The sequence below is a fragment of the Glutamicibacter soli genome (assembly GCF_052322135.1).
Taxonomy (GTDB): domain Bacteria; phylum Actinomycetota; class Actinomycetes; order Actinomycetales; family Micrococcaceae; genus Glutamicibacter; species Glutamicibacter soli.
On sequence record NZ_CM125969.1, the window covers coordinates 2664576 to 2679885 of the forward strand.

Sequence of the window (15310 nt, forward strand, 5' to 3'; positions counted from 1 at the left end):
TTAACCCCATTCAACCGCTCGATGACACCGTGGCGGATACCCGTTTTACTCCCAAATTTGCTGATCTCAAGACGCTCACGATTATGGGCTTAGGATCGTCGCATGACAACTAACCAGACCGACCCAAGCGACCAACCTCAGCGCCGTTACTTCACCACTGAAGAGGTAGCGGACGTCCTGCGGCTTGACAAGCGATCCGTGGCAAATTGGCGATATCGCGCAACACCATACGGCCCACCGTACGTACTGATCAGCGGCGTGGTTCGGTACCCAGCAGCCGCATTCCTGACATGGTGCGACGAACAGGACTCCACCGCATCGAACAGCTCGAACAATCATCGCAACAGGGAAGAATAAACTCGCCTGCGATTAGTATCTATGTTCGTTGTTTCGCGCTAAAATTGAGGCACACGCCTGAATAGGCACCAATCATCGTAGAAATCCGTAACTACTAGGTCAGGAAACACTCCATACCTCAGTAGACGTTTATCTGATTGGTGCCAAATGTCAGAATTTACGGTGGCCGACCTCACGGCAAAACTCCGCCTAGACCCGGGAACGTTCGACTCGGATCTCAAACGGGCAAAGCAATCCACAACCCAGTTCGCTGAGGGGCTCGCAAACGCTGGCCGCACGGCAGGCCAAAAGCTGAAAAATGGTCTCACCACCGCCTCAGTCGCAACAGGCGTGCTAGCTGGTGGATTTCTAGCCATCACCAAGAACCTCACGGTAACTGGCGGCGCATACAACATGCTCCAGCAGAACAGCCGTGCAGCCCTCCGAACCATCATGGGCGACGGCAAACTAGCCAACGCGCAAATGGACAAGCTCGACGCGTTCGCCCGGAACTCCCCATTCGCCAAAGACGTGTTCATCAAGTCCCAGCAACAGCTGCTCGGGTTCGGTGTAGAGGCCAAAAAGGTCATCCCGATCATGGATGCCGTGCAACAGGCCGTAGCAGCCACAGGAGGCTCCAGCGACGACGTAGGCGCCCTGGTTGACGTCCTGGCCAAGGTCAAGGGCCAAGGCAAGATCACGGGCGAAACGCTCCAGCAGCTCGGAGAACGCGGCATCGATGCCGCCAGCATCATCGGTGACTCGATGGGCAAATCCGGGCAGCAAATACGGGATGAGATCTCCAAGGGAGCCATCGGCGCTGACCAAGCACTCGAAATCCTCACCAAGGGGCTAGCAACCAAATTCGATGGCGCTACCGCGGCTATCAAGCAGCAGATGACTGGTGCCCTGGACCGCGTCAAGGGCGCATCCCGTGACATCGGTTCGGCTCTTGCTGAGCCGTTCATCCGTAAAAACGGTGGCGGACGCATGGTGGAGTGGACCAACCAGTTCGCTGACCTGCTCCGTGCGGCGGAGAAGCAGACCGGCCCACTGGTCAACGCTCTGACTCGGAAGCTGAACCCGGCTTTCAATGACATCTCCGATCTGCTGGTGGAAGCGAAGAACGCCGTTAGCGGATTCGACGTGGCAGACCTCGAATGGGGCATGTCGAAGCTGGCCGGCCACGCCCCGGGCATCGCGGCGATCTCTGCCGGTTTCGCGGCCATGGGCACCCAGTTACCGATCTTGAAGAACATCGGCTTTGCCATCAACCCTCTGGCCGCTGGCATCACCGCGCTGGTCATGGCGTCCCCGGAACTCCGAGGGGTGCTGTCTGACGCGCTGGCCGCCGGTGAGCCGCTGGTGCCTGTGCTCGTGGATCTGGCCGGCACCATGTCCGGCGCCCTGAACTCGGCCATCGGTAGCACTGTGCCGCTGCTGGAAACCGGTGTGGACGTGCTCGATGGCATGGTGCAGGTCGGCATCCCAGTCGTCGGGCTTGTCGGCGACATCGCAGAGGGATTCTCCAAGCTACCTGGCCCAGTGCAGAGCGCTGTCCTTGGGCTCGCAGCTATCGCGGCGCTCAAGGGCAAGTTCAACTGGATGGGCGACCTGTCCACGCTGGTAAGCACCAAGCTGGTCACGGGGTTCCAGCGTCTGCGCGAGGAAATGGCGCTCCAGAAGTCGCTCGGCGGGTCTATGACTGAGTCCTATCGTGGGCTGCAGGAGTGGGGACGCCAGCTTGATACGGTAGCTACCACCGCACCTAAGAAATTCGCCGGTTTGACCACTGCCGCAAGCATGGCTGGCAAGGGTATTGCATCCGGGCTCAAGGGTGCACTGACTGGCGTCATGAACGTATTCGGTGGCCCGTGGGGCATTGCCCTCGGTGCCGGTGTGATGGCCCTGTCCGCCTACTCTCAGGCTCAAGCTGAGGCGAAGGCCCGCACGCAGGAGTTCAAAGGCACCCTGGACGAAGCCACCGGCGCTATCACCGATGCCAGCAACAAGATGGCCGCGGATGCACTGGCCATGGATAAGGGATCCAAGGGGTGGTTCGGTTCCGGCGCCGATGCGGCATCGGAAACGATCAAGAACCTGGGCAAGTCGGTACAGGACACCGCGGCTCTCGTGGCGGCTGGTGGCCCGGACTACGACAACATGATCGAATCCCTACGCCGGTATGAGGAAGCCGCAGCCGCGGCGGGCATCCAGACCGACAATATGGGCAACGTGATCAGCCAGGGTGATGGCGGGCAGGCACTGGAGAACTGGCGCATTTCGATGGGCCTCACATCCGAAGCCATGGCCAACCTGTCCGGCCCGAGCATCACCCACCTGATCGGTGCCCTGGAGCAGCAGCGCGGTGCGCTGGCAAATGCCTCCGGCGAGTGGCAGCGTGCCAACGATTCCATGAACACGGCGCCCGAAGTGCAGTCGCGTGTCGCTGAGGCCATCAAGGCCGTAGGTGACGCTGCAGCGGACTCCACCACGCGCATCTCCGCCTATAAGCAGATCATCGACCTGCTGAACGGTGTAGTTCCCACTCAGGAAGCGCAGCAGCGTAGCTTGGCTACGACGTCACGTACCCTCGGTGAGTTCTTCGACGAGACGGGCGAGAACGGCAAGAAACTGCACAAGGGACTCATCGACGCCAAGACCGGCGCCGTGGAGTTTTCCGACGCTGGCGACCGGCTCATGGGTATGCTCACTCCCCTACAGGATCAGGCATTGGCCGCGGCTCTAGCCGCGTCCGACCATGAGAAAGCTCTCGGCAACGAGGCCGGCGCAGCAGCTGCAGCAGATGCCGCACTGGCACCGTACCGCGCTCAGATCCAACAGCTGGCTGCTGATGGGAAGATTTCAGCGGAACAAGCCGACGCCCTGTCACAGTCTTTGTTCGGGTTGCCAGGTGAAACATCAGTAGCTATCACCGATGGCGGATCCGCTGAGGCTCTAACGCTCAAGCTGCAGGACATCTACCGGCTGGTCATGGAAGCGCCCAACGGTGAAGTAACGATTGAAGACAATTCACCTGAAGTGATCGCGGGTCTGGAAACTCTCGGATTCACTGTGGAGAACGTACCGGGAACGAAAAAGATCGTTGTCAGCGAGACCGGGGCGGACTCTACCGGTAAAAAGATCGACGGCGTGGCGGGCAAAAAACGTTCGTCGACGATTGATACCAAAGCGGCTACCCAGGCCGCGGAGTCAGCGCTCAAGACCACGGCGCGCAAGCGCGATACCACGATCTACGCCACCGCGTCGACAGGCACTGCAGAGGGCCAGTTGAACAACCTAGCGCGTGACCGTGTGTCGCGGGTTCGGGTGATCACGACCAAGGAAACCTACGAGACAACGGGCCGTGGCGGCTCTGGCGGCGTCACCCGCGCTGCAGGTGGCCCGATCTACGGTCCGGGGTCGGGCACGTCTGACGACGTACCGATCATGGCATCCAACGGCGAGCACATGTGGACCGCGTCGGAAGTGCGGGCTGCAGGTGGGCACAAGGGCATGTACCAGCTGCGTGCAATGGTTCGGCAGGGTCTGCTCGGCATCAAGGGGTTCGCCAAGGGTGGCGCGATCTACCGTGTGAAGAACGGCGACACGCTCGCTGAGATCGCGCAGCGGTTCGGCACGACCTGGCAGAAGCTTGCATCGTCGAACGGTATCAAGAACGCGAACCGGCTCTACGTGGGTCAGTCCATTGAGGTTCCGTCCGGTGGTTCGTCGTCGTCGAAGAGTGTCGGTACGGCCAAGGCCCAACCGAAGCCAAGTCGAAGCACTCGCAAGGTCGATACGTCGGGCTGGACCGGAAGCCAGTTCGCGCAACGGCAAGCCGATGTCTACGCCGATGAGGTCGGCGACATCAAGGGTGTCATTGCGGACCGGAAAAAGGCGGTCAAGGCAGCTGAATCCCGGTACAACAAGGCCAAGGGCAAGAGCAAGAAAGCCGCCCAAAAGTCGCTGGACAAGGCGAAAAGCACACTCGCCAAGTCGGAGAAAACGCTGGACAAGTACCAGCAAAAACTCCAGGATCAAAAGGCCAAGGTCGCTCGGCTCTACGAGCTCGAATACGACCTGCGTCAAGATCTACGACGCAACGAGGTAGTCGACGCGTTCAAGTCCGGATCTGGCATGTCCAAGATCGATCAACTGTTCGACCTTTCCCGCAACAAGGATCTGTCCAAGGGCAAACGACGCGCGGCGAATGCCAGCGCTCGGTCGGCTGAGAAGCAACTCCTGAATTTGGAAGCCGCCGCTGAGCGTGTGGCATCCAAGCTCGAAGTCGCCACGGACAAATATCAGGAGCTGCTGGGGGTCAAGAACCAGGTCAAGGACAGCCTGTCTGGTGAGTTCAAGCTTTCCGACATGTTGTCTCTGGACACGCTCAAGGCTGGCCCGCTGAATGCCGGCATGATCCTCGGCTCCGCCAAGGAAAAGGCCGCGCAGATCCGCACGTTCGCCGGGAAGCTCGACAAGCTCCGCAAGATGGGATATTCGGCAGTCATCATCCAGGAGGTAGCAGCACTCGGCACCAACGAGGGCAGCTACGTCGCGGATGCGCTGCTGGCCGGCAGTAAGTCTGAGGTGCAGGGCATCAACAAGGCGTACAGCGACATCGAAACCTATGCGGGCGCCGCCGGTAACAACGTCACTAAGGCGCTCTACAAGGGCGGTGTGCAGGCGGCTGAGGGTCTGGTCAAGGGGCTGGAGTCCCAGCAGAAGAACATCGAAAAGGCCACCGAGAACCTGGGCAAGATCATGGAGGCCGCTCTCAAGCGGGCTCTGGGCATCAAGTCCCCGTCTCGCAAGGCGCGCCTGATCGCTGAGAACTTCGCTGGAACTCTGGCCGACAACCTGATCAGTGCAACACCCAAGGTGAGTACCGCCGCGGCTGGTCTGGGTGGCGCCATCACCCAGGGTACGCAGAACGGTATGGGTCAGCCGTCTATCCCACGCACATCCAGTCGGCAGACAATCCAGCCTGAAAAGCCAACAATCATCCAGCACAACAAGATCTACTACCCAGTAGCGGAACCCACATCGAAATCGATCGAACGGGCAAGCCAACTTATGCAGCTCTAGATATCGAAAGGTTTGGCGGGGCCCGGCACCGGCCCCGCCATCCTATTATCGGTGTATGGATCCAATAAATGCGTTCATATCAGTTTTGTCACTAATAGCGGCCTCAGTTGCAGCGATAGTTGCACTGCTTCTCTATTTCATCGAACAGACCAGACGTCGCGCAACACCAAGTATTACCCCATCCCGTTTCCCGAACGAGAGGGACAAGGGAAGTCGATATTCAGCAGTCAGAGATCACGGAAGCATCTACGTGATCGGTGAGGGCACCATGGAGGGTGCCATATTGGATGTCCAGCATGGATCGCTAAAACGAGGAACCGGGGAATTTCCACGTTGTTTCACGTTTAGAGAGGGTCCCATCGAGTACGAAATCTTGGCCAACCGTACCGCGGTCGAGGAAGATGGATTGGAACCAGTAGTGGCCATGTACTGGTGGGTTCCTGGTGTATTTCACCGCAGATTCATGGGTGTAAGGCTCCACACAATTTCACTCCGATACGAAAAGCTCAAACGGCCGATTCTCCGCCCTTGGAAACACGTTTGGGTACCCGCCGGAGTGCCCGCAAAGCAGCTTCCACCAATAACTAGCGCACATTCCAGCAAACATCGATTCTGGTAAAAATCCGATGCTTTGGAACTGACTTGCCCGATTGAAACCGCTGGGTTTCCGCTGGATTGGTAGAAATTCCCGCTATACAAGAGAACCCCTGACCTTGGATTATTCCAAGTCAGGGGTTCTTTTTATGTAGCGGCGCCGGGACTCGATCCCGGGACCTCACGATTATGAGTCGTGCGCTCTAACCAGCTGAGCTACGCCGCCACAAGTGAGAAGCTTTCCAGTAGAAGCCAAGATCGCTTCTCACTCAGAGCCCCCTGCCGGAATCGATCCGGCGACCTCGTTCTTACCAAGAACGCGCTCTACCACTGAGCTAAGGGGGCAACGAGTAAATACTCTACACGGGTTTTCGTGGAAACAAAAATCGCCAACCACCCCCGGGATCACCACCCGGAATCATGGATAAACCCAAGTCAGGTAGAGAATACTGATCACCGCAAGGCGGCGCGGGACGAAGAATGGGACAAGAACACCGTAAGTGACGATGCTCACGGCCGTTTCGGGGTCGAAAAATTGGCAAATAATTGCCACCCGATAATAAAATCTCCAGCTCCTGCCCGCGGCGAACGGGCGACCCAATAAAGGTCACGGGCCGCACCCAATCATCGCTGGTCGCGATTCTTTCCAGCACCGCACCCACAGGGACCCACTCCTGGCAATCCGGCTCCACCGCCTGAATGCCGGCGGAGCGACGTGGCACATCGCCATAATTTCCGCCACCTCACATCTCTTTGGTGCCAGCGTCGCTAATACCATCCTGAGTAGGAATGATGTGACCTCAACGACATATCCGCTCAGGATTTTGCAATCAACCGAAAGCTGTGTAAAGTTATTACTCGTTGCCCCCTTAGCTCAGTGGTAGAGCGCGTTCTTGGTAAGAACGAGGTCGCCGGATCGATTCCGGCAGGGGGCTCGAAATAAGAGAGACAATCTGAATTCAGATTGTCTCTCTTTTCGTTTCCCTGCGTTTTTCTTGTGGTATTCATTGCCGTTTTAGCGGGCTTCGCGTTCTGGCATTCACAGCGCTTTAGTCGGAGTCCAAATCACTGAACTACGCATGGCTCTGCAATCCTTCAAGACCTTTCCGGCCGCTTGCAAGGTTCTCGCGCTGTTGCCAGTCATCACCCCTCGGATCAAGCACTGCATCCCCGGTTGGACTGATCAGGCTTTGGCCAGCGAACCCACGCTCGGGCGTTGCTTACCCTGAGCCTTTTGGATTTGAGCGTAGAATGGCTGCGTTTGCCACTCATTCCCCGCCGCCGATGAATCACCTCTTCGCACGCCAGAGCGGATTTGACGGCCTTTCAGGAGTTCGTGCGGCTCCCGTGGGGCCACGTCCGGCATTCAGGTGTCCCTGAGGCCCCTCAAGACGCCGGAGACCAGGCATTCCCACATCATGGCGAGTTCTTGGCTACGGCGGCGCCAAGCAAGCCCCGGGATGCGAAGAACCCCTGGGTATGACCTTGCGGTCTTTCCCAGGGGTTCTCAGTTCACGCTGGCTAAGCCACTGGCGGCTTAGTAGTCGCGGCGACGAGCCGAATCGCTGAAGCGATCCTTGCCTCGTCCGCCGAAGCGCTTGTCGCCGCCGCCACGGCGGTCATCGCCGCGGAAGCCGCCCGAGCGCTTGCGGTCGTTGAAGCTGCCGCCACGTCCGCCGCGGTAACCGCCGCGATCCGAGTCGTCATCGCGGCGCGGCTTGCGGCCGGAGTCCAGCTCCAGGTTGATCGGCTCGCCGCCGATGCGGGTGTTGGACAGTGCACGCCACTGGTCCTTGCTCAGCTCGGCTGGCAGCTCGACCAAGGTGTGGTCCGAACGGATCTCGATGCCGCCGATTTCCGAGGAGTTGAAGCCGCCCTCGTTGGCCAGTGCGCCAACAATGGAGCCCGGCTGCACGCGGTTGCGGCGGCCAACTGCCAGACGGTACATGGCGTTGCCCTCGGCGGCCGTCTTGCCACGGCGTGGGCCGCGCTCTCCGCGATCGCCACGGTCTGCGCGGTCGCGCTCCAGGCGGGCCTTCTTGGATGGTGGCATGACCGGCTCGGTCATCAGCAGCGGGCGGCCGCCCTGGGCCATGAGGGCCAGGGCCGCAGCGATTTCAAGGTGGTCCAGGTCCTCGTGCTGGGCGGCGAACTGCTCCACGATTTCGCGGAAGGTGCCCAGGTCCTGGCCGGTGATGGTTGCATCGATGCGGTCGGTGAACTTCTGGATGCGGCGGTTGTTCACCGAATCCAGGGAAGGCAGCTGCATCTGGGTCACCGACTGGCGGGTAGCCTTCTCGATGGCGCGCAGCAGGTACTTCTCACGCGGGGTCATGAAGAGGATCGCGTCGCCCTTGCGGCCTGCGCGGCCGGTACGGCCGATGCGGTGCACGTAGGACTCGGTGTCGTGCGGGATATCGAAGTTCACGACGTGCGAGATGCGCTCGACGTCCAGGCCGCGGGCGGCAACGTCGGTGGCGACCAGGATGTCGATCTTGCCCGAACGCAGGTTCTCGACCGTGCGCTCGCGCTGCTGCTGCGGGATGTCGCCGTTGATGGCTGCAGCGGTGAAGCCGCGGGCCTTCAGCTTGTCGGCGAGGTCCTCGGTGGCCATCTTGGTGCGCACGAAGGCGATGACGCCGTCGAATTCCTCGGACTCGAGGATGCGGGTCATGGCGTCCAGCTTGTGGGCGCCCATGACCTGCAGGTAACGCTGGGTGATGTTGGCGCCGGTGGTCTGCTTGGACTTGACGGCGACTTCCTGCGGGTTGCGCAGGTACTCTGAAGCAATGCGGCGGATGGTGCGTGGCATGGTGGCCGAGAACAGGGCAACCTGCTTCTCTTCCGGGGTGGCTTCCAGGATCTTGTCGACCTCTTCGGCGAAGCCCATGCGCAACATTTCGTCGGCCTCGTCCAGCACCATGTACTGCAGGTTGGACAGGTCAAGGGAACCCTTGTTGATGTGGTCGATCACGCGACCCGGGGTGCCGACGACAACCTGTGCGCCGCGGCGCAGGCCGGCCAGCTGCGGGCCGTATGGCGAGCCGCCGTAGACAGGCAGCACGGTGAAGTCAGGAAGGTACTTGGCGTAGGAGGTGAAAGCCTCGGCAACCTGCAGCGCGAGCTCGCGGGTCGGTGCCAGAACCAGGATCTGCGGGGTGGTGGCCGGACCGTTCAGGTCGGCCAGCTCTGCCATGCGGGAGAGCGCAGGCAATGCGAAAGCGGCAGTCTTGCCGGTACCGGTCTGGGCCAGACCGACAACGTCGCGGCCGTCGAGCAGCAGCGGAATGGTGGCGGCCTGGATCGGCGACGGCTTTTCGTAGCCCAGGTCGGCCAGTGCAGCAAGCACGCGGGCATCAAGACCAAGTTCGCTGAAGGTAACCGTTGGTTCCTCGGTGGTCTGGGTGTCGGCAGTGTTTACGGGCATGTCAGAAGACACGAAGAATTACCTCATTCGTTAGGGGAATAGGCCTAGCCGTCCCCAAAGAAACGACACAAGGCTACACAGTCAGAAAACAAGTCACGCTCATCAAGCGCTCCCCTATGACATAAAGACCCGCACACACTTTGCGGAGATACAACACGAGAAGGCTCTAACCTCAAAAATTGGGCCAGATGCAAGGGATACCCTGATGTTCGCGAACACTTAATGCTAACGAACCCTGCCCCTGTTTGTCAGCGCCAGGGGTGTGTGAGATCGGGCACCGCTACTCACCCAGTAGGCTTGAAACCGTGAATATTCGTGATTTTCCAAGGCGTCCGGACGAGCCGGTCCCCGGCGGGCTGCTCATCTCGCAGCTGCTCTGGGTACTGGCCGGAGTGCTCTTTCTCGGCTTCGGGGCATTCCTGGTTTACGAGCAGACCCAGCGCGGTTCGTTGGACCTTGCGGCCATGTCGCTGGTTGCGCTGCTGCTGGCGGCCGGCGTCGCTTTCGGCGTTCTGGCCTACCGCTTGTTTCTCGGCCAGCGCTCGGCGCGGGCCCAGCTGACCTGGGTCGGGCTGATCGCGGCGCTGCCCATGGTGCTGCGCATGGGACGCTATTCGATCCTGGCGGCCATTGTGCTGTTCAGTGTCGCGCTGATGTGGGTGCCGGCCAGCAACCGCTACTTCAAGGTGGTCTCCCCCAAGCCACGCAAACGCGGCCCGGTGCCTCCGCGCTGACGGGCACTCCGCCTCGCAGCACCCGGGCCTCCGGGCACCAGAGAAAAGACCGAAAATGCGCGCTGAACCCGGAGACGGGTTCAGCGCGCATTTTCAGTTCTCGGCCGGATGGCTTTCCTCCGGCGCGGGGCTCCTGCCTCGGCTACAGCGCGGAGAAGGCCCGCTCCAAGTCGTCAATCAGGTCCGCGGCGTCCTCGATGCCCACCGAGAGGCGCAGCAGGTTCACCGGAACTGCCAGTTCGGTGCCCTTGACCGAGGCGTGGGTCATTTCCGAGGGGTAGTTCATCAGCGATTCGATGCCGCCCAGCGATTCGGCCAGGGTGAACAGGCGAGTGCTTTCCGCGACCTTGCGGGCCGCGGCCTCGCCGCCGGCGAACTGCACGGAAACCATGCCGCCGAAGCCGCTCATCTGCGCTTTGGCGATGTCGTGGCCCGGATGGTTTTCCAGGCCCGGGTACAGCACGCGCTCGACTTCCTTGCGCTCCCCCAGCCAGGCTGCCACCTGCGCGGCGTTTTCCGAGTGGGTGCGCATACGCACGCCCAGGGTCTTCAGTCCGCGGGTGGTCAGGAATGCGTCCATCGGACCCGAGACCGCGCCGACGGCGAACTGGATGAAGCCGATCTTCTCGGCCAGCTCGGAGTCCTTGACGATCACCGCGCCGCCGACCACGTCGGAGTGGCCGCCGATGTACTTGGTGGTCGAGTGCACCACGATGTCCGCGCCCAGGGTCAGCGGCTGCTGCAGGAACGGGCTGGCGAAGGTGTTGTCCACGACCAGCAGCGCGCCGGCCGCGTGGGCGATCTGCGCGGCCTTGGCGATGTCGGTGATCTTCATCATCGGGTTGGACGGGGTCTCGACCCACACCAGCTTCGCCTTGTTCTTCTCGATGGCCGCGGCCAGCGCCGCATCGTCGCCCATGTCCACCGGGGTGTTGCCGATGCCCCAGGCACCCAGCACGCGGTCGATCAGGCGGAAGGTTCCTCCATAGGCGTCGTTGCCCAGCACGATGTGGTCACCGGGGCGCAGGATGGCGCGGATCAGCGAATCCTCGGCGGCCAGTCCAGAACCGAAGGAGAAGGCGTGCGTGCCGTGCTCGGCGGCGGCCAGCTGGGCCTGCAGCGCGTCGCGGGTCGGGTTGCCACCGCGGCCGTACTCGTAGCCACCGCGCAGGTTGCCGATGCCGTCCTGGGCGTAGGTCGAGGAAAAGTGCAGCGGCGGCACCACGGCGCCGGTGACCGGTTCGAAGGCCTGGCCGGCGTGGACGAAACGGGTGTTGGATCCCTGGGGATTTTCAGTCATTGAAAGTGTGTCCTTTGCGAAATCTCTAGCGGGTGACATAGGCCAGCAGGTCGGATGAAGTCAGTGCGGCGACAACCTCGCCGTCTTCGGTCAGCAGCGCGGCGGGGCAATGCTCCAGCAACTGGCGTGCGCGGTCCAGGTTCTCCCCCACTCCCAGCAGTGGGACCGGCAGCGATTCCAGGTCCGCCAAGGTGCTGTCCGGAGCGGCCCCGGCAAGCAGCGCCTCGGTGAGCTGGCCAGCGCCGACGACCCCGCGGACCTCGCCGATGCGGGCCGGAAGCTGCGCCGTGGCGACGACCAGCGCGTCGGCTCCGGATTCGCGCAGCAACGCGGCAGCCCGGGCCAGCGTGGCGTCCGGGCCAATTGTCATGACCGGTTCGGTCGCCAACGCCGTGGCCACGCGACGCAGCTCTGAGTTCTGCTCGCCGGTGAAGCCCTGGGTCAGCATCCATGATTCGTTGTAGATCTTGGCCAAATAGCCGCGGCCGCCGTCCGGGGCGATGACTACCACAACGTCGTTTTCGTCGAGGTCCTTGGCGATACGCAGGGCCGCAGCCACGGCCATGCCGGAGGAGCCGCCCAGCAGCAAGCCTTCTTCCTTAGCCAGCCGGCGCGTCATGGCGAAGGCTTCGGCATCGGTGACCGCCTGGACCTCGTCGGGCACGGCCGAGTCGTAGTTGCCGGGCCACATGTCCTCGCCGACGCCTTCGACGAAGTACGGGCGGCCGGTGCCGCCGGAATAGACCGAGCCATCCGGATCCGCGGCGATGACCCTGACCGGGCCGGAGGCGCGATCGGCGGAAATCTGCTTGAGGTAGCGCCCGGTGCCGGTGATGGTCCCGCCGGTGCCGGCGCTGATCACCACGTGGGTCAGCTTGCCGTCGGTGTCGGTCCAGATTTCAGGTCCGGTGGTTTCGAAGTGGCTGTCCGGGGCTCCGGGGTTGGAGAACTGGTCCGGCTTGTAGGCGCCGTCGATTTCGGTGACCAAGCGGTCGGAGACCCCGTAGTAGGATTCAGGAGAATCCGGAGCTACCGCCGTGGGGGTCACCACGACGTCGGCACCGTAGGCGCGAAGCACGTCGCGTTTTTCCTCCCCGACCTTGTCCGGGGTGACGAAGACGGTGTTGTACCCCTTAAGCTGCCCCACCATGGCCAGGCCGACCCCGGTGTTGCCGCTGGTGGGCTCCACGATGGTGCCTCCGGGCTTCAGTTCGCCGCTTTGCTCGGCGCGCTCGATCATCTTCAGCGCGATGCGGTCCTTGATGGAGCCGCCCGGGTTCAGGTATTCGAGCTTCACGAGTACCGTGGCCTTGACGCCTTCGGTCACGCGGTTGAGCTTGACGAGCGGTGTGTTGCCGATCAGGTCCAAAACAGTAGGCGCATACTTCATGTCAAGAACTTTACCGGCGGGTGTCACACTTGTCGTTGCCGTTCGTAGCTTAACGTCACGCAGTCCCCGCACGCCCATCCACGGTGTTAACACGGGCCGCACGGCGGCGGGCCGGCATAAGGAAAGGAAGCAGCCGAGCATGCAATTGGACCAGGACGCAGTCACCGGAACCTACGCCCCGCAGGGACCGGTCTCTTTGGGCAGGTCGCTAGGTGTTCTGCGCCGCGGTCTGGGCGATCCGACCATCCGGCTGTCCGCTTCCGAGGCCTGGTTGGCGTTCACGACGCCGGCGGGCGACGCCTCCCTGCGAATTCTCAAGCCCACGCTTAACGCGCCTGCAACATTCCAGGGGTGGGGTCCCGGCGCCAACTGGGCCGTGGATTGCGCCCCGGATCTACTGGGCGCCAGCGATGACTGGAGCGGTTTCGACGCTCCGGAGTTCAGCGCCACGTTGCCGGAGATCGTGCAGCATACCCGCACCCTGCACCGGGACGTCGTCCTGCCGCGGACCAACCGGATCTTCGAGCATCTGCTGGGCGCAGTGCTGGAGCAGCGAGTCACGGGGATCGAGGCGAACTACGCATGGCGCTGGCTGATCCGCCATAAGGGACGGCCGGCGCCCGGACCGGTGCCCGATGGGCTGCGGATCGCCCCAGGTGCGGCCCAGATCGCTACGATGAATCGTTGGGATTGGCAGGCCGCGCGCGTGGACCAGAAGCGGGCAACTGCCCTGCGCCAGGTAGCGGCGGCGGCTGGAAGCCTCCAGTGGTGGGCCGGTCAGCCGATTGACGCGGCGAAGCCGGCGGCGAGAAAACCCGGGACTCTGGAGGTTGCGTTGCTCTCGCTGCCGGGTATTGGTCCGTGGACCGTGGCCGAGACGCTGCAGCGTTCGCACGGTTCGGCGGATTTCGTTTCGGTGGGAGATTTCCATCTGGCCGCGTTCGTGGGCCAGGTGCTCACCGGAAGGCGTGTGGATGACGCCGGAATGATGGAACTTCTTGCTCCGTTCGCTCCGCATCGGCAGCGAGTGGTTCGCCTGCTGCAGCTTTCGGGCGAACGGAAGCAAAGCTTCGGGCCCCGCTATGCACCGCTGGATCACCGGGAGCGCTAGAACCCGAAGCGTAGGTGCTTAGGATTCCGCCTGGGCGGCTTCCTGGGCGATCTGCGCGTGGACCTCGCCCATGTCGATGCCCTTGACCGCGGTGACCAGGTCTTCGAGCTGGCTCGCGTTCAGTGCGCCTGCCTGCGAGAACACGAGGACCTTTTCACGGAATGCCATGATGGTCGGGATGGAGGTGACGTTGGCGGCGCGGGCCAGGCCCTGCTCTGCTTCGGTGTCGACCTTCGCGAAGACGACATCGGTGAACTTCTCCGAGGTCTGCTCGTACACTGGGGCGAATTGGCGGCAGGGGCCGCACCACGCAGCCCAGAAATCCACGAGGACAATGTCGTTCTCTTCGATCAGCTGCGCGAAATCGTTTTCGCTCACATTTTTAGTTGCCATGCTTACACGGTAGCGGACGAGCGCGGTGAATACCCAGAAATGGGAGATTTAACAAACCTTTGCCATTTCGGGAATAGCTTCCGGTTAATCAAAAAACTCCCAGATCTTTCGATCTGGGAGTTATTTGTGGCAGATACTGGATTCGAACCAGTGAAGGCGTTGCCAGCTGATTTACAGTCAGCCCCCTTTGGCCACTCGGGTAATCTGCCGAGTCGCTCCGTTTGAGAACATTTGTTCTTGTCGGAACGAGAAATAACTCTACAGGAGATTTTCAGTGATGTGAAATCGAGAGGGGTCTTTTTGCTGTAACCCTGATCACAGCCGGTTTTCGGGGCCCAAACCCGGTAGTCTTGGACTCGAATCTGAACCGTTACATCTAGGAGTATTCACATGGCTAGCGATTCCAGTTTTGACGTTGTCAGCAAGGTGGACAGCCAGGAAGTAGCCAACGCGCTGCACCAGGCCCAAAAAGAGATCCAGCAGCGCTACGACTTCAAGGGCGTCGGGGCAGAGATCGATTTCAGCGGCGAGAAGATCCTCATGAAGGCCGCCTCGGAAGAGCGCGTCAAGGCAGTCCTCGACGTCTTCCAGTCCAAGCTGGTCAAGCGCAACATCTCGCTGAAGTCCCTGGACGCCGGCGAGCCGTTCGCCTCGGGCAAGGAATACCGCATCGAAGCCGCCATCAAGGAGGGCATCGCTCAGGATGTCGCCAAGAAGATCAACAAGCTGATCCGCGACGAGGGCCCGAAGGGTGTCAAGTCCATCATCCAGGGCGACGAGCTGCGCGTCTCTTCCAAGTCCCGCGACGACCTGCAGAGCATCATCGCGTTGCTGAAGGACTTCGAAGAAGCCGACCTCCAGTTCATCAACTACCGCTAAGCGTCCACCGCTGCGGTACGACCTAGGCGAGGAGCCCCTGCCGGGGCTCCTCGCC

At 61.6% G+C, this 15310-nt stretch carries 9 protein-coding genes and 4 tRNA genes; 6 read left to right on the plus strand and 7 right to left on the minus strand.

Going from position 1 to position 15310, the window contains the following annotated elements; translation table 11 throughout:
- The first annotated feature begins 504 nt into the window (after positions 1-504).
- Positions 505-5427 (plus strand): tape measure protein, encoded by a 4923-nt coding sequence (locus tag ACTX90_RS12665; RefSeq protein WP_443442191.1) that lies wholly within the window; start codon positions 505-507, stop codon positions 5425-5427.
- 746 nt (positions 5428-6173) lie between these two features.
- On the opposite strand, the gene ACTX90_RS12670 is transcribed toward ACTX90_RS12665, so the two are convergent.
- Together ACTX90_RS12670 and ACTX90_RS12675 are read right to left on the minus strand one after the other, a co-directional pair.
- Positions 6174-6247: transfer RNA gene (locus tag ACTX90_RS12670), tRNA-Met, on the minus strand.
- A 47-nt stretch (positions 6248-6294) separates the two neighbouring features.
- A tRNA-Thr gene (locus ACTX90_RS12675) sits at positions 6295-6366 on the minus strand.
- 28 nt (positions 6367-6394) lie between these two features.
- On the opposite strand from ACTX90_RS12675, the gene ACTX90_RS12680 reads away from it, so the two are divergent.
- A complete protein-coding gene (locus tag ACTX90_RS12680; protein ID WP_146956040.1) occupies positions 6395-6625 on the plus strand; it encodes a hypothetical protein in 231 nt (76 codons plus the stop codon).
- 259 nt (positions 6626-6884) lie between these two features.
- Positions 6885-6956 (plus strand) — tRNA-Thr (locus ACTX90_RS12685).
- Positions 6957-7558: 602 nt separating this feature from the next.
- Here ACTX90_RS12685 and ACTX90_RS12690 read toward each other — a convergent pair.
- Positions 7559-9448, minus strand: coding sequence for a DEAD/DEAH box helicase (locus tag ACTX90_RS12690; RefSeq protein ID WP_113607452.1), 1890 nt, complete (start codon positions 9446-9448; stop codon positions 7559-7561).
- Between the two features lie 305 nt (positions 9449-9753).
- On the opposite strand from ACTX90_RS12690, the gene ACTX90_RS12695 reads away from it, so the two are divergent.
- On the plus strand, positions 9754-10182 hold the full coding sequence (locus ACTX90_RS12695; RefSeq protein WP_047119762.1) for a hypothetical protein: 429 nt from the start codon (positions 9754-9756) through the stop codon (positions 10180-10182).
- Positions 10183-10324: 142 nt separating this feature from the next.
- Here ACTX90_RS12695 and ACTX90_RS12700 read toward each other — a convergent pair whose 3' ends face one another.
- Together ACTX90_RS12700 and ACTX90_RS12705 are read right to left on the minus strand one after the other, a co-directional pair.
- Positions 10325-11482 (minus strand): cystathionine gamma-synthase, encoded by a 1158-nt coding sequence (locus ACTX90_RS12700; protein WP_053798553.1) that lies wholly within the window; start codon positions 11480-11482, stop codon positions 10325-10327.
- Positions 11483-11507: 25 nt separating this feature from the next.
- The gene (locus tag ACTX90_RS12705) at positions 11508-12872 is read right to left on the minus strand and encodes a cystathionine beta-synthase (protein ID WP_443442192.1); all 1365 of its coding nucleotides are present in this window, start codon (positions 12870-12872) and stop codon (positions 11508-11510) included.
- Positions 12873-13011: 139 nt separating this feature from the next.
- On the opposite strand from ACTX90_RS12705, the gene ACTX90_RS12710 reads away from it, so the two are divergent.
- Complete coding sequence (locus ACTX90_RS12710; RefSeq protein WP_443442193.1) at positions 13012-13983, plus strand: DNA-3-methyladenine glycosylase family protein; 972 nt, start codon at positions 13012-13014, stop codon at positions 13981-13983.
- Positions 13984-14001: 18 nt separating this feature from the next.
- On the opposite strand, the gene trxA is transcribed toward ACTX90_RS12710, so the two are convergent.
- Positions 14002-14376: a thioredoxin gene (gene trxA / locus ACTX90_RS12715; protein ID WP_047119766.1), complete on the minus strand. Its 375-nt coding sequence runs from the start codon at positions 14374-14376 to the stop codon at positions 14002-14004.
- Positions 14377-14503: 127 nt separating this feature from the next.
- Positions 14504-14585 (minus strand) — tRNA-Tyr (locus ACTX90_RS12720).
- A 181-nt stretch (positions 14586-14766) separates the two neighbouring features.
- Between ACTX90_RS12720 and ACTX90_RS12725 the strand changes: the two genes are divergently transcribed.
- On the plus strand, positions 14767-15255 hold the full coding sequence (locus ACTX90_RS12725) for a YajQ family cyclic di-GMP-binding protein (protein WP_047119767.1): 489 nt from the start codon (positions 14767-14769) through the stop codon (positions 15253-15255).
- Positions 15256-15310: the final 55 nt, after the last annotated feature.

Bases quoted from the DNA above. Each gene is read 5' to 3' on its own strand.
- ACTX90_RS12700 (WP_053798553.1), bottom strand. From the start codon at position 11,482: ATGACTGAAAATCCCCAGGGATCCAACACCCGTTTCGTCCACGCCGGC.
- ACTX90_RS12725 (WP_047119767.1), top strand. From the start codon at position 14,767: ATGGCTAGCGATTCCAGTTTTGACGTTGTCAGCAAGGTGGACAGCCAG.
- ACTX90_RS12690 (WP_113607452.1), bottom strand. From the start codon at position 9,448: ATGCCCGTAAACACTGCCGACACCCAGACCACCGAGGAACCAACGGTT.
- ACTX90_RS12710 (WP_443442193.1), top strand. From the start codon at position 13,012: ATGCAATTGGACCAGGACGCAGTCACCGGAACCTACGCCCCGCAGGGA.
- ACTX90_RS12665 (WP_443442191.1), top strand. From the start codon at position 505: ATGTCAGAATTTACGGTGGCCGACCTCACGGCAAAACTCCGCCTAGAC.
- trxA (WP_047119766.1), bottom strand. From the start codon at position 14,376: ATGGCAACTAAAAATGTGAGCGAAAACGATTTCGCGCAGCTGATCGAA.
- ACTX90_RS12705 (WP_443442192.1), bottom strand. From the start codon at position 12,872: ATGAAGTATGCGCCTACTGTTTTGGACCTGATCGGCAACACACCGCTC.